Origin of the sequence: Amycolatopsis sp. NPDC102389 (assembly GCF_044765885.1) — a bacterium.
Classification (GTDB): Bacteria; Actinomycetota; Actinomycetes; order Mycobacteriales; family Pseudonocardiaceae; genus Amycolatopsis.
In genome coordinates this window covers 161,693-181,299 of record NZ_JBIWKX010000003.1, presented here as the reverse complement: position 1 = coordinate 181,299, position 19,607 = coordinate 161,693, and the positions used below count along the sequence as shown (strand labels likewise).

General features: G+C 69.4%; 12 protein-coding genes. 9 read left to right on the top strand and 3 right to left on the bottom strand.

The genetic code is table 11. The features are described from left to right. Positions 1-12: 12 nt before the first annotated feature. Both leuS and ACIRGA_RS04580 read right to left on the bottom strand, forming a co-directional pair. Positions 13-2,859, bottom strand: coding sequence for a leucine--tRNA ligase (gene leuS, locus ACIRGA_RS04585; protein WP_400936492.1), 2,847 nt, complete (start codon positions 2,857-2,859; stop codon positions 13-15). Positions 2,860-3,029: 170 nt separating this feature from the next. Beyond that, on the bottom strand, positions 3,030-4,181 hold the full coding sequence (locus ACIRGA_RS04580) for an esterase-like activity of phytase family protein (RefSeq protein WP_400936490.1): 1,152 nt from the start codon (positions 4,179-4,181) through the stop codon (positions 3,030-3,032). Positions 4,182-4,246: 65 nt separating this feature from the next. Here ACIRGA_RS04580 and ACIRGA_RS04575 point away from each other — a divergent pair, with 65 nt between their 5' ends. Both ACIRGA_RS04575 and ACIRGA_RS04570 read left to right on the top strand, forming a co-directional pair. After that, positions 4,247-4,669, top strand: a complete 423-nt coding sequence (locus ACIRGA_RS04575; protein ID WP_400936488.1) for an SdpI family protein — start codon at positions 4,247-4,249, stop codon at positions 4,667-4,669. A 50-nt stretch (positions 4,670-4,719) separates the two neighbouring features. Beyond that, positions 4,720-5,151: a DUF6892 domain-containing protein gene (locus ACIRGA_RS04570; RefSeq protein ID WP_400936486.1), complete on the top strand. Its 432-nt coding sequence runs from the start codon at positions 4,720-4,722 to the stop codon at positions 5,149-5,151. Between the two features lie 77 nt (positions 5,152-5,228). Here the strand turns inward: ACIRGA_RS04570 and ACIRGA_RS04565 are convergent, their stop codons facing one another. Then, on the bottom strand, positions 5,229-5,810 hold the full coding sequence (locus tag ACIRGA_RS04565) for a YqgE/AlgH family protein (protein ID WP_400936484.1): 582 nt from the start codon (positions 5,808-5,810) through the stop codon (positions 5,229-5,231). A 209-nt stretch (positions 5,811-6,019) separates the two neighbouring features. Here ACIRGA_RS04565 and ACIRGA_RS04560 point away from each other — a divergent pair, with 209 nt between their 5' ends. The 7 genes from ACIRGA_RS04560 to ACIRGA_RS04530 all read left to right on the top strand — a co-directional run bounded on the left by ACIRGA_RS04560 (position 6,020) and on the right by ACIRGA_RS04530 (position 19,591). Beyond that, complete coding sequence (locus tag ACIRGA_RS04560; RefSeq protein ID WP_400936482.1) at positions 6,020-7,282, top strand: MFS transporter; 1,263 nt, start codon at positions 6,020-6,022, stop codon at positions 7,280-7,282. An 83-nt stretch (positions 7,283-7,365) separates the two neighbouring features. After that, positions 7,366-7,980, top strand: coding sequence for a YbaB/EbfC family nucleoid-associated protein (locus tag ACIRGA_RS04555; RefSeq protein WP_400936480.1), 615 nt, complete (start codon positions 7,366-7,368; stop codon positions 7,978-7,980). Next, the gene (locus tag ACIRGA_RS04550) at positions 7,980-8,309 is read left to right on the top strand and encodes a WXG100 family type VII secretion target (protein WP_400936478.1); all 330 of its coding nucleotides are present in this window, start codon (positions 7,980-7,982) and stop codon (positions 8,307-8,309) included. The genes ACIRGA_RS04555 and ACIRGA_RS04550 overlap by 1 nt, the downstream gene beginning before the upstream one ends. Before the next feature lie 10 nt (positions 8,310-8,319). Further along, entirely contained in the window at positions 8,320-15,426 is a 7,107-nt protein-coding gene (locus tag ACIRGA_RS04545) for a toxin glutamine deamidase domain-containing protein (protein WP_400936476.1), read from the top strand. Next, positions 15,423-15,869: a hypothetical protein gene (locus ACIRGA_RS04540; RefSeq protein WP_400936474.1), complete on the top strand. Its 447-nt coding sequence runs from the start codon at positions 15,423-15,425 to the stop codon at positions 15,867-15,869. Before ACIRGA_RS04545 ends, ACIRGA_RS04540 begins: the two co-directional genes overlap by 4 nt. A gap of 5 nt (positions 15,870-15,874) precedes the next feature. Beyond that, positions 15,875-17,344 carry a TNT domain-containing protein gene (locus ACIRGA_RS04535; RefSeq protein WP_400936472.1) on the top strand — a complete coding sequence of 490 codons (1,470 nt, stop codon included), beginning with the start codon at positions 15,875-15,877 and terminating at the stop codon, positions 17,342-17,344. After that, positions 17,345-19,591 carry an ADP-ribosylglycohydrolase family protein gene (locus ACIRGA_RS04530; RefSeq protein WP_400936470.1) on the top strand — a complete coding sequence of 749 codons (2,247 nt, stop codon included), beginning with the start codon at positions 17,345-17,347 and terminating at the stop codon, positions 19,589-19,591. It abuts the gene before it with no gap. The last annotated feature ends 16 nt before the right edge of the window (positions 19,592-19,607 follow it).

Below are 19,607 nucleotides of genomic sequence, written 5' to 3'. Positions count from 1 at the left end.
TCGGCCACGGCGCTACAGCACGATGTTGACCAACCGTCCGGGCACGACGATCACCTTGCGCGGGGTGCCGTCGCCGACCAGCGCGGCGACCTTCTCGTCGGCCAGCGCGGCCGCCTGCACCGCGTCCTTGCCCGCGTCGGCGGGCACGGTGACGCGCGAGCGCACCTTGCCGTTGACCTGGATCGGGTACTCCACGGAGTCTTCGACCAGGTACTTCTCGTCGACGACCGGGAACGGCCCGTGCACCAGGGAATCCGCGTGGCCCAGGCGCTTCCACAACTCCTCGGCCAGATGCGGGGCCAGCGGCGCCAGCATCAGCACCAGGGGCTCCACCAGTTCCCGCGGCGTGGCTTCGGCCGAACCGTAGGTCTTGGTGACGTGGTTGTTCAGCTCGATCAGCTTCGCGCCGGCCGTGTTGAACCGCAGTTCCGCGTAATCCTCGCGGACCCCGGCGATCGTCTTGTGCAGCTGCTTGCGATCGTCATCGGTCGCGTCCACAGTGGACACTCGCAGCTCGCCGGTGTCCTCGTTGACGACCAGGCGCCACAGCCGCTGCAGGAACCGTTGCGCGCCGACGACGTCCTTGGTCGCCCACGGCCGCGAGACGTCCAGTGGGCCCATCGACATCTCGTAGAAGCGGAAGGTGTCGGCGCCGTAGTCGGCGGCCATCTGGTCAGGCGTCACGACATTCTTCAGGCTCTTGCCCATCTTGCCGTATTCCTGCTTGACCTCTTCTTCGCCGAAGAAGAACTTGCCGTCCCGCTCCACGACCTGGTCGGCCTGGACGTGCACACCGCGGGAATCGGTGTACGCGTACGCCTGCACGTAGCCCTGGTTGAACAGCTTCCGGTACGGCTCCTTGGACGACACGTGGCCCAGGTCGAACAGCACCTTGTGCCAGAACCGCGAGTACAGCAGGTGCAGCACCGCGTGCTCGACACCGCCGACGTACAGGTCCGTGCCGCCGGGGTCGTCGACGCCGTGTTCGGCGGGACGCGGGCCGACCCAATAGGACTCGTTCTCCGGCGCGACGAACACGTCCGGGTTGGTCGGGTCCAGGTACCGCAGCTGGTACCAGCAGGAGCCCGCCCAGTTCGGCATGGTGTTGATGTCGCGGCGGTAGGTCTTCTTGCCCTCACCCAGGTCCAGTTCGACCTCGACCCAGTCGGTGGCGCGGGCCAGCGGCGAGGACGGCGTGCTGTCCTTGTCCTCCGGGTCGAACGTCACCGGCGAGTAGTCGGCGACCTCGGGCAGCTCGACCGGCAGCATGCTCTCCGGCAGCGCGTGGACGTGGCCGTCCTCGTCGTAGACCACCGGGAACGGCTCGCCCCAGTAGCGCTGACGCGAGAACAGCCAGTCGCGCAGCTTGTACTGGACGGTGCCGCGGCCGTGCTCGTTCTCCTCCAGCCAGCCGATCATCGTCTTCTTGGCCTCGTCGACACCCATGCCGTCCAAGAAGCCGGAGTTGATCGCGGGTCCGTCGCCGGTGAACGCCTTGCCGTCGAAGCCTTCCGTCGGCTGGACCGTACGGATGATCTCCAGGCCGAACTTTTCGGCGAACTCCCAGTCACGGGTGTCCTGGCCGGGGACGGCCATGATCGCGCCCGTGCCGTAGCCCATCAGCACGTAGTCGGCGACGAAGACCGGGATCTCCTTGCCGTCGGCCGGATTCACCGCGTAGGAGCCGGTGAAGACGCCGGTCTTCTCCTTGTTCTCCTGACGGTCCAATTCGGACTTCCGCGAGGCGGCGGCGCGGTACTCGGCGATCGCTTCGGCCGGGGTGGCGGCGTCGCCGGTCCAGCTCGCGTCGACGCCTTCCGGCCACGTGGCGGCGGTCAGTTCGTCGACCAGCGGGTGCTCGGGCGCGACCACCAGGTACGTGGCGCCGAACAGGGTGTCCGGACGGGTGGTGAAGACCTCGATCTTCTTGTCGCCGGACTCGAACGAGACCCGCGCGCCGTGCGAGCGGCCGATCCAGTTGCGCTGCATGGACTTGACCTTCTCCGGCCAGTCCAGCAGGTCCAGGTCGTCGACCAGGCGGTCGGCGTAGGCGGTGATCCGCATCATCCACTGACGCAGGTTGCGCCGGAACACCGGGAAGTTGCCGCGTTCACTGCGGCCGTCGGCGGTGACCTCTTCGTTCGACAGCACCGTGCCCAGCCCGGGGCACCAGTTCACCGGCGCCTCGGAGAAGTAGACCAGCCGGTGCGTGTCGATGATCTCCAGCTGTTCGGCACGGGTCAGCTCACACCAGTTGCGGCCGTCGGGCGTCCGGCGCTTGTCCTGCGCGTACTCGGTCTCCAGCTCGACGATGGGCCGGGCCTTGCCCGCCTTCTCGTCGTAGTACGAGTTGAAGATCTGCAGGAAGATCCACTGGGTCCACTTGTAGTAGTCCGGGTCGATCGTCGAAATCCGGCGACGCTCGTCGTGACCCAGCCCCAGGCGCCGGATCTGGCGCAGGTAGGTCTCCATGTTCTCTTCGGTCGTCTTGCGCGGGTGCTGCCCGGTCTGCACCGCGTACTGCTCGGCGGGCAGGCCGAAGGCGTCGAAGCCCATCGTGTGCAGCACGTTCCGGCCGATCATGCGGTGGTACCGCGCGAAGACGTCGGTCGCGATGAAGCCCAGCGGGTGCCCGACGTGCAGCCCGGCGCCCGACGGGTACGGGAACATGTCCTGGACGAACAGCTTGTCCGACGGGACCTCTCCGCTCTCGTCCGCGAGCGGGCCCACCGGGTTGGGTGCGTGGTAGGTGCCGTGGTCGGACCAGTAGTCCTGCCAACGCTGCTCGATCTGGCCCGCCAGCTCCGCGGTGTAGCGGTGCTGAGGGGCCGCGTCGGCGCCTTCGCTCGCCTGGTTCATCGCCGAAATCCTCCGTGCTCATCCACGTCAAGCCACTCCAGAAACAACTCGACCCCTCAGCCCGGAGGGCATGAGGGGTCGCCGCGCTGGTCCCGGCCGTTCGGCCGAGTTCAGCGCGGCAGGCTAAGGAGCAGCCGAGCCGTGTTCATGAGTCCAGTTTAACGCCCTGGTCAAAGCCGTTCCGAGGGGACCGCCAGAGCGATGAACTGGGTCACCTGGGTCGCGGAGAAGTTGTTGTCGCTGACCAGGACCAGACTGCGCTCCCCGTTCGGGAGGCGCGGCCCCCAGGTCATCCCCTCGACGTTGTCCACCGTGGACAGTTTGAAATCCGCGAGGTCCGCGAGCAGGCGCTTCTTGACCGGCTTGACCTTCGTCGCGTCGCCCAGCGAGGGCGTTTTCAGGATGTTCGTGGCGCCCTTGGTGTCGATCTCGTAGACGCGGATCTTGTTGCCGACGCCGGTGACGAACGACCGCTCCATCACCAGGTAGCGCGTCGGATCGGCCTGGTCGACGGCCAGCAACGACGAGATGCCGGTGGTCGCGAACGCGCCGGGTGGGTTCGGCGACGCGAAGACCTTTTCCTGCGGGTACGCGTACTGCGCGAGGACGGGCCCGAACCGCGACTGCACGGTGATCCGCGAAAGGGCGCCCGACGTGGTGTTCGCCTCCGGGCCGTCCTGGAGCAGCGGGCCTTCGACGGCGCTGGCGACCAGCGACCCGAAGCCCGCGAACGTGATGCCTTCGAGAGCGAGGTTCTGCCGCGGGCCCGCCGTCTCGGCCATCTTCTCGTTGGCGGGAATCGGCAGGTCACGGACGTAGGAGCCGTCGCGCTCCGCCTCGCGGATCGACGGGTCGATCCGCGCCGCGGCCGACCGCTCGCCCTCCTGCGACCAGACGTACCGGCCGGTCCAGGGGTCGACGCGCAGCTCTTCGGGGTCGATGGTCTGCATGTTCGGCGGCTGCGCGGGGTCGTTCTTCGCGAGCGGCGGATACGGCGTGCCGTCGGGCCGCAGGAGCGGCTTGGTGCCGGTGAAGGTCACCGGGCCGAGGCCCTTGGCGTCGAGGGAGAACTTCGCCGTGTAGAACCGCGCCGGGTTGAGGGCGGAGCGGTCGTCGCAGATCAGCGCGTACTCGCCGGTGCGGGGGTCGAAGTCGATGCTGGACAGGCCGCCGACGACGGTGCCCTCGTAGGGCAGGGCGTTCGGGACGATCTGTTCCCCGATCAGGCGAAGCGGACGGTGACCCGCTTCGGCGGCCGGTGCGGCCATCAGGGTGAGGGGAACGGCCCCGATCAGGGCGGCGACGAAAGCTCGGCGTGACATGGCCTGTAGCACAGTCGATCAGGGTATCCGGCAGGTTGCCGGGACGTCACGCTTATCCTCGTGGAGTGTTCGTCATAGCGCTGGTCCCGATCGTGCTGGGTGTCCTCGTCGGCTGGGGTGGGTTCCTCGGCCTGCGCGAGAAGCTGCCGCGTGACCGCGGCGCCGGCGTGCGCACCGCCGCCACCATGCGCAGTGAGGACGCCTTCCGGCTCGGCAACAAGGTCGCCGGGCTCCCGACGCTGGCAGGCGGCGTGATCGCCGTGCTCGCGGGGATCGCCGCGCTGGTCATGCCGACGACGTTCGGGCTGCTGCTCGCCTCGTTCGTGGGCGTGATCGGGATGATCGCGCTGGTCGTGGCCGGGGGAGTGCTCGGCAACCGCGCCGCCGCGACGGTGCCGGAGCCCGAACCGGAGCGTCCGGCCGGCTGCAGTGGCTGCGCGTGCGGCACCTGCGGTGTCTTCAAGAAGGCCGACACCGCCACCGCCTAGTTACGTTGCGACTGCCCGGATTGTCGGAGCGGTCTGGTAGATCATGGGCCATGTTCCGCGACTTCAACTTCAAGCTGCTGGTCATCGACAAGCTCATGTACCAGGACAAGCTCATCCAGCCCCGTTTCCAGATCGCCGAAATTCTCCACGCCAAGGGCGCCACCGGCGACCTGTGGGAGTACCTGTACGAACAGGACCTGCTGAACACCGTCCTCGAGGAAGCCCGCCAGTACTTCACCGATTTGGAGTTCACTCCCGACCAACTGGCCGCCGTGGACGAACTGATCACGGACGGCGGCTTGGACATCTATCACCAGTGCTCGCCGTTCTGGGACGGCGAGGACGACCTCTTCGACATCACCTCACTGGACGACCTCGCCCTGCTGCCCAACCTCCGCGTGATCCACGACATCGCCGGGTCCATCATGGCCGTCCCCGGCGCCGAGGACACTCTCAAGGCCCGCGGAACCGCCGTGGAATGAGCCCTTTTCATCGCGGTTGACGGCGGGTCTCGGTGGCCCGGCGTAGGCGACAACGAAGGCCCGTACCAGGACACCGCCTAGTTGCGCTGAAGGTCTCCCGGATGGGTGGCCAGCAGCGCCAGCGGGATGCCCTGACGCCGCAGCACCTGGCCCCAGAGGTCGTGGTTCGGCGAGGCGAGGACGTCGCTGGGCAGCGCCGGGACGATCACCCAGTCGTCGCGTTCGATCTCGTTCGCCAGCTGGCCGGAATCCCAGCCCGCGTATCCGGCGAAGACCCGCACACCGCGGACCTTCGGCACCAGGACCTCGGGATCGGTGTCGAGGTCGACCAGCGCGACCGGGCCGCGGACGGCGATCACGCCGGGCACGCTCGACGCCGTCTCGCCGGTCCGCAGCGCGGCCAGGCACAACGCGGTCTTCTTCTCGACCGGGCCGCCGACGAACACCGACTGCGGTTCGGCGACGTGCCCGCCCCAGTTGGGCAGCACGTCGTAGACCGGCACGTCACTCGGCCGGTTGAGCACGACGCCGAGCGTTCCCTCGTCCCGGTGATCGATGACGAACACGACGGTTCGCCGGAAATTGGGATCGAACATCGTGGGGGCGGCGACCAGGAGCGTTCCCGGTTCGACCTCGGCGTCCGCTGGCACGTCCGCCATGATCCCACTTCGAGTGAGGACAAATCGTCCGGCTCTGGGAACAACAGCATCACGAGCACCGTTGGACACATCGGTCGGTGCGCTTTCCGTGTCCCCCGGGCTCACTGAAGAACCGCCTTTGTGGAATACCGTCCGGCTGGAGCCACACTGCGCATAGCCGCCGAGAGGCGACCCTAAAGCGCACCGGCCGCCTAATAAGCTGCGGGCTTGTGACGATCAGCGCCCCGGCGCCTCCCGCAACCTTCGTTCGCGACCGTGACTTCCGCCGTCTGCTGTTCACGCGGCTCTCCGCGCACTGGGGCAACGGCATGTACCAGGCCGGGCTGGCGGGCGCGGTCCTCTTCAACCCCGAACGCGCCGCCGACGCGCTCGCCATGGCGGGCGGGTTCGCGGCGTTGCTGCTGCCCTATTCGCTCGTCGGACCGTTCGCGGGCGCCCTGCTCGACCGCTGGGACCGCCGGAAGGTCTTGATCTTCGCGAGCCTTCTGCGGTCGGTCACCATCCTCGCGACGGCCGTCGCCGTGGGCACGGGCGCGGCCGGGATCGGGCTGTTCTCCCTGGCACTGGCGTCCGAAGGCATCTCCCGGTTCATCGGTTCGGGGCTGTCCGCGTCGCTTCCGCACGTCGTCGACGAGAAGGCCGTGGTCGCCGCGAACGCCTTCGCCGCGACCTGGGGCTCGGTGCTCGCCGTCGTCGGTGGCGGCTGCGCGATCGGCCTCCGGGCGCTGACCGGCGCCGACGACGCCGGGTCCGCCTGGGTCACCGCCGTCGCCGCGCTGGGCGGGATCGGCGCCGCCGTCCTCGCCTCTGGGTTCACCCGCGGCCTGCTCGGGCCCTCGACGGTCGACGAGCCGTCGAACCCGGCCCTCGCCGTCGCTCGCGGCCTGGCCGACGGCGCGAAGGCGGCCTGGCGCACGCCCAGCGTCACGGCCGGGTTCGTCGCGCTGTTCGCCCATCGCGCGTCGTACGGGATCTCCTTACTGGTGACCGTGCTGCTGATGCGCAACCACTTCGCCGCCGGGATGACGGGGCTCGGCCAGATGGCGGCGTTCGCCGGCGCCGGGATCCTGGTCGCCGGACTGCTGACCGCCCGGTTGATCAAGCTGTTCGGCAGGGTCCGCGTCGTGGTGGGGGCGCTGGTGCTGGCGGCGGTCGCGCAGTCCGCGCTAGGCCTGCCGATGACGATCCCCACCGCGTTGCTCGCGGCGTTCCTGGTGACCGGGGCCGGGCAGGTGCTGAAACTCTGCGTCGATTCCTCGGTCCAGCTCGACGTCGCCGACGAAGCGAGGGGGCGGGTCTTCGCGCTCTACGACACGCTTTTCAACGTCACCCAGGTCGTCGCGGTCTCGCTGGCCGCGGCGGTGATCCCGGACGACGGCCGCTCGCCGGGTCTGCTCGTCACGGCGACCGCCCTCTACCTGGCGGGAGCCGCCTGCCATTTGCTCGCGGTGCGAAAACGCCGGATCCGGTGATTCGGCACGGAGGTTGGCATTAGGGTGACGCTTACCGACCCCGGGTGGCGTATGCCCGGGATCAAGTACTCGCGGGGGCTCAAGTGACGACGGCCGGCGACGACAGCGCACGCCTCGAAGCGCGCAATGCCGCCATGAAGGACCAGGTCGACACGCTGCTCGAACAGTTCGAGCGCCAGACGGCCCAGCTCCGCGACGCGCAGGAAGCCGCTTCGCAGACGTCGGCGACGGTGGTCTCGCAGGACGGCCTCGTCCGCGCCACCATCGACGCGACCGGCACCCTCGCCAAACTCGAGTTCCAGCCGAACGCCTTCGAGCGCACCAACCCCGCGCAGCTGGCCAACACCGTGCTGACCCTGGTCCGGCAGGGATCGCTGCAGGTCAAGCAGCAGGTCGCCGACCTGATGGCCCCGATCACCGAAGGGCTGCCGGATCTTTCGGACCTCATCGAAGGCGCTCCTTCGTTGCAGGGCCTGATGCCGGTGATCCCGGACTTCCTCGCGGAGGAGGAAGAAGAGGCACCGGCGAAGTCCGACGAAGATTTCGATGCCCCGCTGATGATCAAGGACGAAACCCCGCCGCCTCCGCCTCCGCCGCCGCCCGCGCCTCCGACGCCGAAACCGGTTCCGAAACGGGTGCGCCAGCAGGACGACGATGAGGAAGAGCCGCCTTCGAGCTGGCTGACCAGGGGGGTCTGATGCCGAACGGTGGGGGCGGTGCCGGGTTCACGGCGGATCCGGACGCGGTGAAGACGGCCGCGGCCAAACTGGGGATCGCCGCGGACCAGCTGGACGACGCGGGCAAGGAACTGCTGGCCGCGATGAACTCGCTCGGCCAGTGCTGGGGCGGCGACGACGCGGGCAAGGAGTTCGCGAAGGACTACGAGCCGGGCGCGAAGGGCTCGTCCGAGGGGTTCGCGAACATCGTCGAGGCGCTGCGGGGCATGCAGCACAACGTCGAACGGTCGATGACCGCCTTCACGAACGCCGAGGAAGAGATCAAGTCGACGCTGGACAAGAAGGTCTAGCGCCGTGGGTATGGAGATGCCCGACGCGGTCAAGTGGCTCTTGCCGATCGTCGTCGGGGAAAGCTGGCCCGAAGGCGACGAGGACAAGCTCCGCGAACTGCGCGACGCCTGGCACAACGCCTCGAAGGCGATCCAGCCGATCGCCGACACCGCGACCAAGGGCGCCACCGAGGTCCTCGGCGGCTGGACCGGTGAGGGCGCGGAGAAGTTCGCCGAGGCCTGGAAGAAGTTCGTCGAGGGCGACGAGGCGTACTTCAAGTCGCTCGCCGATTCTTCGAAGGCGCTCGGCGACTCGTGCAACGCGACCGCGCTGGACGTCGAGTACACGAAGTACATGATCATCATCTCGCTGGTGATCCTCGCCGCCCAGATCGTCGCGATGATCGCGGCCGCGGCGGTGACGTTCGGCGGTTCGACGGCCGGGATCGCGCCCGCCCAGATCGCCACCCGCATGACCGTCCAGATGATCTTCCGCCAGCTGATGCAGAAGCTGGCGCAGGAAGGCTTCAAGAAGGTCGCGAAGGAGCTCCTCGAGAAACTTCTCAAGGAGGGCCTGAAGAAGATCGGCAAGGAGGTCCTGCAGAACACGGCGATGAACCTCGCCATGGACGCGGGGATCCAGGGCCTGCAGATGGCCAAGGGCGACCGCGACAGCTGGGATTTCAGCAAGACCAAGGATTCCGCGATCAGCGGCGCCGTCGACGGCGTGGTCGGCGCGGGCAGCAGCAGTATCGGCAAGGGCGCCACCAAGGGACTTTCCGACAGCGTCGGCGGCCAGATCGTCGACAGCGCGGCACGGGGTGCTGTCCGCGGCGCGGCCGAGGGGGTCGCCAGCACGGTCGGGCAGGCCGCCGTCACCGGCGACCTGGACAAGCTTTCGACCAAGGACGTCCTGATGGGCGCGTCCGGCGGAGCCGTCGGCGGCGGTGTCGACGGGGCCAAGAGCCAGATCGGCGACATCAAGGCCGCGAACGCGCCGAGCGCCACCCCGGACGTCGACGGTCCTTCGACGCCGGATGGGGATTCCGGGACACCTTCGCGCACTCCGAGCACTTCGGATTCCTCGTCACGGCCGGACTCTTCCTCGCCGGAGCCGGCCGCACGGTCCACTTCGGACAGTGAGGCGCCACAGTCGCGTTCGGACGGCGGGAACCAGGATTCGCAGCGGCCCACGTCGAGTTCCGAGAGCGGACCGCAGCGGACGGCGGACAGCGATCGGGTCAGCCAGTCGTCGACGCAGGCTCCGGAACGTCCGGCGGACGCGCCGGCGAGCACCGGTGAGCGTGCGGCACAGCCCCATCAGAATGCTCCGGCGGCCGCGGCGGACAACGGTGCCGGATCCGGTCAGCAGCAGGCCGCGGCGGCGAATCAACAGCAGGCGCCCGCGGCTCAGCACCAGGCACCGGCGGCGAGCCCGGCGCAGACACCGGCTGCGAGCTCGGCACCCAGCCCGTCGCAGACACCGGCTTCGAGCCCAAGCTCGGCGGGGAGTCCGGCACCCGGTCCTTCGCAGGGGCCGACGTCCAGTCCCTCGCCCGGTCCTTCGCAGGGACCGGCGCCTGGTCCCTCGCCGAGTCCTTCGCAGTCGAGCGCGATGCCGCCCGCCGCTTCCTCCGGTGCCCCCGCCTCGACGGGTGCGCCGTCGAATTCGGGCGGCTACGGCATGGCGTCGAACACGGGCTCATCCGCTCCGTCGGGTGGTTACGGCATGGCGCCCGGCGGCAATCCGCCCGGCAACGGCCCCGCTCCCGGCGGTTTCCCGCCGCCCGGCGGTCACGATCCCTCCCGGCCCTTCCGGCCGAACGACGGCGTCCAGGCCGCGGGCCTCACCGGCAACGGCGGACCTCAGCAGCCGCGCTTCGACCAGCCGCCCGCCCCGATGCCCTTCCAGGGCCAGCAACCGATGCAGCCGCCGCCTCCGGGTGGTTTCGCGCCTCCTCCGCCGCCTCCTCCCGGTGGTGGCGGTGGCCCCATGCCGCCTCGCGGACCGCAGGGGCAGCCCGGCCCGATGGGCCCGCGCCCGACCGGACCGCAGCCGCCACAGCAGCACCCCGGCCAGGGTGGTCATCCGCAGGACCGCGGGCCGCGGCAGCGTCCTCAGCAACCGCCGCCGGGTCCGCAGGGTCCGCCTCGGCCGCCCCAGGGTTATCAGGGACGGCCGGGTCCCGGCCAGCACGGCGGGGTCCCGCCGCGTCCGCAGACGCCTCCGCCCGGCCCGCCGCCGGGAAACCGCGGCCCGGCGGGCTATCCGCCGCCTCCGCCGCGGCCCCAGCATCCGGGCAACGGCCCGTTCCCCGGGAACCGCGGCCCCATGCCGCCGCCTCCGCCGCCCGGCCATCACCCCGGCCGCCCCATGCCGCCCGGCGCCGAGCCGCCGCGTTTCGGTGGTCCGCAACGTCCGCCGCAGGTCCCGGCACCGCGTCCTGGTCAGGACGGGTACGCGGGACCACCCCAGGACCGCACCCGGCCGCCGCAGCAGCAGCAACCCCCGGCGCGACCGGTGGAGCACGCGCAGCAGCAGCCGCCTCAGGACCGCGGCGCGGCCCTGCCCAAGGACGCCGAGCTTCCGAAGGACGTCGAGGCGCCGAAGGACACTCACGCTCCCAAGGACACCGAGACGCCGAAGGAAGTCGAGACTCCCAAGGACACCGACGCCCCCAAGGACACCGACACTCCTCACGACACCGAGGCGCCCCAGGACGTCACGCCCGACGACAGGACCACTGTCGACGAGCCGTACCTGACCGACCCCGACTTCCACACGGACGATCCCGCCGCCTACCGCGCGCTCGCCGAGACGCAGATCGACAAGCGCGGTTTCGACAAGGACACCGGGGAAGCGCGGAGCGAACAGGTCCGCCGTGAGGGTCTCGCCAAACGCGACGCCCACGAAGACCCGCGCGTCAAGGAAATGTCGGATCAGGGCGCCTACGCGGTGCACAGCTACACGCGGACCGACATGGCCGAGCGGATCACGCACGCCCAGCGCCACGGCGGCGCGGAGCTGGACGCGCTCCGGCCGCATATCGAGGCGATCACCTCCGGCCTCAACGAGATGCCCGCCTACGAAGGCCTCGTCTCGCGGCGGGTGAACTTCGGCGGCAACGAGAGCGCGATCCGGGGCTTCCTCGAAGCGCACGCCAAGGGTCAGGTCATCGTCGACCCGCAGATGCTGAGCACGTCGAGGGTCACGCCCGACCATCCGCGCAGCAACTTCCCCGGCGAAGTCGAGATGCGCATCCAGTCGAAGACCGGGCGTCACATCGAAGACCTCGCGTCCAAAAAGGACGAACGCGAAGTGCTGATGAAGTCGGCGACGCAGCTGCGCGTCACCGACGTCAAGATGGGCCCGGGCCATCCCGAGCACCCCGGCTACAAGAAGCGGCTGGACGACGGCTCGCCGAACGACCTGCCGAAGTGGATCGTCGAATGCGAAGAGGTCGTCGCCGGTGAAGACGGCCATCTGAGTCCGGACGAGGTCCACCAGAAGGTCGCCGAGCGGCGCGACTACAACAACGCCGAGCAGGAGCGGCTGGAGGCGGAGGCGGCCGAGCAGGAAGCCCAGCTGCGCCGCGATCACCCGGAGCTCTTCCAGCACCAAGGCTTCGACGCGTTCGAAACCAAGCTGGCCGACGGCAAGGGTGGCTGGGTCGACGCCGCGGACGCCCCGGTCCGCGAAACCCCGAAGCCGCCGAGGGAGCACGCTCCCGACGGTGGCTGGTCCGAGCTGGCGAAGCCACTCGAAGAGGGCGGGACGCCGGTCATCCACGCCGGTTCGACCGAGACACCGCACCAGCAGGTCCGGTTGATCATGGACGAGCTGCCCGCGATCGGCGAAGCCAACACCCGCAACTACTACGCGCCCGAATCGTGGAAGGACGGCTACCAGACGAACTCGGCCGAGGCGCTGGTCGCGTTCGAGAACCGGATGGACGGTGGCGACGCCGTCGCCGCGCCGTCGACGGGTGGTTCGCCGCTGCAGCACGTCAGCGACCGGCTCGGCGGGCAGTGGTCGGATCGGAACGGCTTCGCCGACGTCGCCCGTGAGCTGGGCGAACGTCCGATCGGCGCCCGGACCGCGGTGGCGTTCGAGCATCACGCCGCCGCCGATCCGAACGCGCCGGAAGGCTCGCCGCGGGCCAAGGACCGGATCGAGACGCGCATCGTCGCCGCGGTGAACACGCCGCACGGCGTGGTCTTCGCCGACCCGATGACCGGGCGGCTCGCGACGCTGCCCGACGATCCGACGTCGATCAAGGCGATGCCGATGGGCGGCGGCGACGCTCCGCACGTCCACCAGGCGGAAGTACCGGAGACAGCGCACACCGAGCCGCACACCGACAAGACCGAAGTCGACATCGCCGAGCGGCTCAAGGGCCCGGAAGAGACGCCGGCGCGGCTCGACGAGAGCTACCTCGGCGACGAGAACTTCCGTGGCACGCCTGAGGATCACAAGAGCCTCCGGGACCGCTACGACAACGCCGACCTCGCCGAGCAGGCCCGCGAAAAGGCGTTGAGGCGTCTCGAAGCCAGCCCGCTGAAGGACCGTGTCTCGCCCGAAGCGGCCGAAGCGATCTACTCGTACTCGCGGGAACACGCCTACGCGATCAACGAAGCGAACCGGCGAGGCGAGTCGCACCCCGACTTCGAAAACGCCCAGCGCAGCACCCGGGCGATCGTCGGCGCGCTCAACGAGCTGCCGGACTTCCACGGCGAGGCCATCCGCGGCATCGACACCAAGGGTGACATGCAGGCGGCCGGGATGATGGCCGCGCACTACGAGCCCGGTCAGACCGTCCCCGAGCCGACGATGACCAGCTCGACCATCAAGACGTCGCCGGACACGAAGTCGAAATTCGGCCAAGACGTCGAGATCCACATCGTCTCGAAGACGGGCAAGGACGTCTCGTCACTCGCCGAAAACCCCGGCGAGCACGAGGCCATCAACAAGCCGGCCACGCAGCTTTACGTGCACAGCAAGGAGTTCAAGACTCCGCCGCTGGTCGACCGGCCGAAGTGGGTCATCCACGCCGAAGAGGTCACTCCCGGCGACCCGCGCTACCTCGACCCCGAGACCGCCAAGCAGAAGATGGACGAGCGGCGGGCCCGGCACGCCGCGGAGGCGCCCGAACTCGCGCGTCTCGCCCAGGCACAGTCGATGGCGCGCCTCGGCGGCTTCGACGAGCCGCAGACCCCGCATCTCACCGCCGAAAACCCGGCGGAGCACGGGGTCGCGGACGCCGACAAGGGATCCGAATACGGCGAGCAGGCTCAGGACCACTCCGCCACCGATGACACGGCCGAGCTGCCCACGCCCGAGCGGGACTACTCGTCGATGGCGGTCGCGACCAACCCGCCGAGCGAACCGGCGATCCACGCCGGTTCGGCGAGCCCCGAGCAGCAGGCCGCGTATGTCGCCGACCGGCACCCGCGGCTCGGCGAGGTCAACCCGCATTTCAACGACCCCGACGCGCTGGCGAACGGCTACCGCTCCAACTGCACGCGCACGCCGGGCGCGTACATGGACCAGCTGAACGGCATCGACTCGACCGCCGGCCCGCTGCTCCCGCACGAGATGGACAGCCGCGGCACGCTGGAACACGTCGAAGAGCGGTTCGGCGGGCGGTTCTCCGACCGCGCCGATTACGACACCGTCATCCGCGAGATGCGCGGCATGCCGACCGATCACCACGCGGTCATCGCGGTGAAGTACCTCGACGAAAACGGCGTCGAGCGCGGCCACGTCGCGATGGTGGCGAACACGCGTGACGGCGTCGCGTTCCTCGACCCGCAGTCGGGCGCGCTGATGAACCTGCCGCATCCGCCGCTGAGCATGAAGCTGATGCACGTCGGTGTCCCGGAGGGCCCGGCCGCGCAGCACACCGACGGGCACACCACGCCGACGGAGACTTCGTCGACGCGGCCTGTCGACCCGCGGATCGCCTACGCCATGGAAAACACGCCCGACGTGCCGCCGTCGCGGATCGGGCCGGACGGCCGTCCGATCGTGGACGCGGGCTACGGCATGGCGCACGACGAGCCGGCCCGGAACGACCGGGCCGACGGCGAGCGGTTCCTGAACGATCCCGAGGTCGCGGCCGCAGTGGACGGACTGGACCCGGACAAGAAGCGGGCCGTCCACGAGGACGAGAACGGCGTCAAGCACGACGTCGGCCCGATGCGGGACTTCATCCGCGAGCACCTGCCCGCGCATCCGGAACTCGTCCGGCTGATGGAGCACCCGGACAACGCGTACCTGCGGGCTTCGCTGCTCAACAACCCGATGACCATCGGCAGCCTGCTGTTGCACCCGGAGGCCATCCCGATCCTCGAAGACGCCCTGCGCGACGTCGAGGAACGCGGCTACCAGATGATCGACGACGTCCAAGAGGCCGGCCCTGGCGACACCCCGCTGACGCAAGAGCAGCGGGAAGTCTCCGAGGCGGCGGCCCGGCTCGCGGCCGAGTCGGACCCCGAGCATCGCGTCCACTCCGGTTTTTCCCCGGAACACATCGGCGACCCGGCGAAGATCGACGAGTTCCTCGCCGCCGAGCGGGCGGCCTGGCCGCAGAACCAGGGAGACCTCAACCGGATCGCCGAACGCATCGCGAGCGAGAACGACGGTCACGCCGGTAGCCGCCAGACTCCCAAGGACGACGATCGAGCCCGGGCGAAGATCGCCAAGTACGAGGGTGACGCTTCCCTGCTGACGGATCTGGTGGGTGCGAAGATCCAGTTCGACACCCTGGCCGATGTCTACAACGCGCTCGGCGCGGTGATCGCCGACCCGGGCCTCGAAATCGTCAGCTTCGACGACCGGTTCGCCAACCCGCAGGACAGCGGGTACCGCGATCTGCAGATGAACGTCCGGCTGCCGAACGGGCACGTCGCCGAACTGCGGCTGCATCTGACGCATATCGACACCGTCTCGGCCTACGAACACGCCTTGTACGAGGTCCGCCGCGACTTCCCGACGTACAACCTGACACTGGACGAGAACAACAAGAAGAGGTTGTCGCCGGAACAGGCCCTGCTGGACGCCGCGCTGATGGACCGGGTCCGGGAGAAGTTCATGGCCGGCCTGCGCGAGGGCCTGCCGCCTGAGGAGAACACGTGATCCAGACACCGTCCTTCTACACCTACTTCGGGAAGACGTACCGCATCGAATCGACGCCCGACGGCGGCCTGACGGGTTACCTCCTCAACCTTCGCTCCGGGGAGTTCGACGAAAAACCGGAGCACGTGCGCGAGGTCATGTGGGCGATGGCGAGTTCGGACATCAGCAAGGTGCCCGAGGAGAAGTTCGTCCAGGAGACCGAACGTGCCCGCGAGCGATACCTCAAGGGCGACGGTCCGATCTTCGCGCTGTACGAGACCATCGACGGCCTCTACCAGCAGGCCAGGCGTGAGAACCGTCGCGTGGCACCGCAGGAATCGGCGTTGATCCAGTCGCTGCGCAAGCGCACCTTCAAGATGTGGGAGGACGAGTTGGCCCGCCGCGCCGCCGGCGAGCCGCCCACGTTCCGGGCCGAACCCCGTTTCCCGAACCGGGCGCGATGATTCACGTGGAACAACTCACTCCCGAACACCAGCGCGGGCTGCTGATCGAGATCGGCAAGCTCATCCGCTCGGGTGTCACCGACGCGGCACATCCGGCGGTCGCCGATTTCCGGCAGGCCGGGGAGCACACCGAACTCGAGGGCCACAACGTCGAGCCCGCGCCCGAGCTGAACGAGCTCTTCGGCAGGCTCCGCACCGGGATGTACGCGACCGGCCGGGGGACCTGGCTCCAGTCGCGGTTCACGCTGAAGCCCGACGGCACCTTCGACTTCGACTTCACCCTCGACGACGAGCCGGCGTGGACCGAAGCACCGCCGGCTTCGGCGTACCCGGACGAGCTGGCCGCGTTCCCGCGCGAGGACGAGCACGTCCCGGACTGGTGGCGGCTGCGCGCGCAGCTGCCGTTGCGCGTCGAGTTCCGGCACGCCCGGATCGTCGACGCGTACACCGAGGGCGAGCCGCCGGTGGTGGACAGACCGGCGCTCGACGAGTCCGAAGTACCGCTGGTCGCGCAATACCTCGAGCGTGAACCGGCGATCCTGTCCGGCAGCGGCCTCGGGAAGGACATCTTCGATCCGGACGCCGACGGCGACGTCCCGGAGAGCTACCACACCGACGGCACCTGGATCTGGCACGCGTCCGTGCCGCATTACCTGCGGAAATACGGGATCCCGCCGGAACCTGAACTGGTCGAGCACATCCGCGGCCAGCGGTTCCAGCCGCCGTACGTCGAGCACCTCGTGCGGCGGACCGCGGAGGCGGATCTGCTCGGCAAGCCCCGGCCGAGACCGGGCCGTTCCGACGTCAAGAAGACCGAGGGCGACATCGCCGCGGAGCTGGAGACGTCGCCGAATCCGGCGCTGACCGACGAAGAACTCCTGGTGGTGCTGGTCAGCAGGCTCGGCGAGCACGGCGTCTGGCCGGAGGCCTACCGCATCGGCGACCGCGCGGACGGCGCCTGGTGCCTCAACTTCACCGAGAAGGGCTGGGAGGTCGCGGCCTACTCGGGCGGCGCCCCCGTGTCGCCGAAGTACTTCGACCAGCTCGAAGACGCGTCGCATCAGCTCCTCGGCGCGCTTCTCCTGCATCCGGCCAGAATGACCGCCGGACACGAGACGCCACTGGAGACGGCGAAGGAACTCGCCGACTGGCCGGTGCGGGCGGCGCCGGGTGAGCCTCCCCTCACCTTGCTCCGCAACAAGCGCGTCAGCCGGATGGTCGCCGGTACGGTCGTACTGCGGTTCGGCGAGGAAACCGGCAATCTGGTTCACCACGGAGGGGTACGGTTCGCCACGACGTCCCTGCCGCTGGAACGGGAGCGTGTCGGTGGGACCTACCGGCTGCGACGCCCGCTCCACGTGATCATCGGTGTCACCGTCCCCTGGGCGAACATGCCTGGTGGGGCGGTGGCCTACGTGCTCCCGAGGACCATCGCCGAGCACGTGTCCGACGGCAGCCTGGAGAGGATCGAGTAGGTGGAATCGGCGGAAGCGGTAGCCAAGGTCGAAGAGTGGCTGCGCGCGGTCCACGGTCCGGACGTGTCCGAACCGGGCGGCGCCGGCCTGCGCGTGCACCACGAGAAGGTCCTGCGCATCCCCGAGGGCTGGTCGGTCCCCTACAACACGATCGCCTTCCTCGACGAGGGTCACGCCGAGAAAGAGATCTTCCCGCCGCCGTCGGTGATCGTGCGCGAGCCGGACGGCGAGCTGCGCCAGGCGCATCCGCAGCCCGGCGGGCTCAGCGTCCCGGTCGCGTTCCCCGGCCAGGAGGCCTGGCGCGAGGTCGTCGACCCCGAGTACGCCAAGTCCGGTCTCGGTGACCTCGGTGTCCCGCCGGCGGTCGTCGCGGGCTGGGTCAAGGTCAACGCGGAAGGCGTGCAGACCGGGGAGGAACGGGAGAACCCCGAGTACAAGGCCGGTCCGGTCCGCCGTGGTTACCCGAAGCCGGAGAACAAGCTCGAAACGCTGCTGTCGTTCGCCAGTGTCGGCTGGCTGACCAGGGAACAGCTGCTGATCGGCTTGCTGCGCTGCGAGGTCTACGTCCCGCTCGACCTGGCGTCGGGCAAGACGGAGCGGTTCTACTTCAACGAGGAACGCGCCGAGCTGCGGGTGTTCAGCTCGACCAGGAACCTCCCGTCCCGCGAACACGGGTACTGGAAGGTAGACATCGCCACCCTTGCCGGGTACGAGAGCCCGCCGAACCTCGTGATCAACGGTGGTCCCGCGACGTTCGAGGACGTCAGCGGCGCCGAACTCGCCGAGACCGCCCAGCGGTTCCCTCGCCGGGGCCCGGGTGTCGACGTCAACGAACGCTGCCCGGAAGCGGAACCCGAACTGGAGACCTTCGCCGCCGAAACCGCCGCGAAGATGGGCCTGTCCGAACCGGTGAAGCCGCCGCTGGCCGCCGCCGAACGGGCACGCCGTCGCGGCTTCGAGCTGAGCGCCGAGGAATGCCAGAAGACCGTCCTCGGCCAGTCTTGGCTGGCGCGGCTCAAGCAGCCGGAACCACCCCGCGCACGGCCGAACGACCTGCGGGCGAACGGGCTGGCTCCGAGCTACGACAACGAGGGCCAGATCCAGCCGCGTCTGGACACCTTCGGCAAGTACTTCGACCGAGACCGCTCCAGCTCGCGTTACGGCTGGCAGCGCGTCACGGGCGCGTACGTGGGCTTCGCGCTCGGCGAGGCGCTCGGGGCGGCCGTCGACCGGATGCGGCTCGACGAGATCCACAACACGTACGGCCCCGAAGGCGTCTCCGACCTGACGGTCGCCTTCGACCTGCCCGGTCGCGTCGGGCCGCTCACGCAGCGGCTGCTGTTCTACACCGAAGCCGTGATCCGCAGTCCGCATCGCGAGCAGCCGGAGAACCGCGACGCCGAAAAGGCGCTCGGCACGGTCGCCCGCAACTCGCTGATGCGCTGGCTGCACACCCAGGGCGCGCCGCTGGACAACGCCGACGGCTGGCTCGTGAAGGTGCCGGAACTCCGCGTCCGCCGCACCCCCGACGACGCGGAACTGAACGCCTACCACGCGCTGGCCACCATTTCGCCGACCGCGATGCCGATGAGCGGGCCGGACGCGCTGGTCGCGGCGCTGCCGGCGGCGATGACCGCGGCCGGGCCGGGGACCGCGATGAGCGGCGGCGTCCGGCAGGCGGTGCGCGACCTCGTCGCGGTCACCCATCCCGGTGAGGTCGACGTCGAAGCGGCGACCTACCTGAGCTGGCTGTTCGAACCCGCGCTGACCTCGGAGGCGTTCAGCTACCCGATCTGGAACACCTCCCGCGAGATCTTCAGCGACCAGAACCCGCACCAGCGGGGGCCGGTGTGGACGGATCTCAAGGCGATGGTCGCGGAATCGGTGCCGTTCTTCGGCAAGCACGGCCTGCCCGATCTGCGGGTCCCGGAGCTGATCGGCGACGGCAAGGGCACGCTTTCCGTGCTGGGCCGCGCGTTCGCGGCACTGTCCGGCTTCGAGAACTACCCGGAGCAGGCGCTGCTGCGGGCGGTCAACCACTCGGGCCGCAGCGCGATCACCGGTGCCATCGCCGGCGCGCTGCTCGGCGCCCGCACCGGTATCCCGGGGCTGCCGCAGAAGTGGGTCGAGCAGCTGGAACTGCGCTATCTGCTGGAGAACATCGCCACGGACGCGTTCTGGCACTTCGACCGCCACTCGGCGCTGCACGAGGTCGACGGGTGGGCCCAGCGGTATCCGCGCTGGTGAAGATTCTGAAATGGGG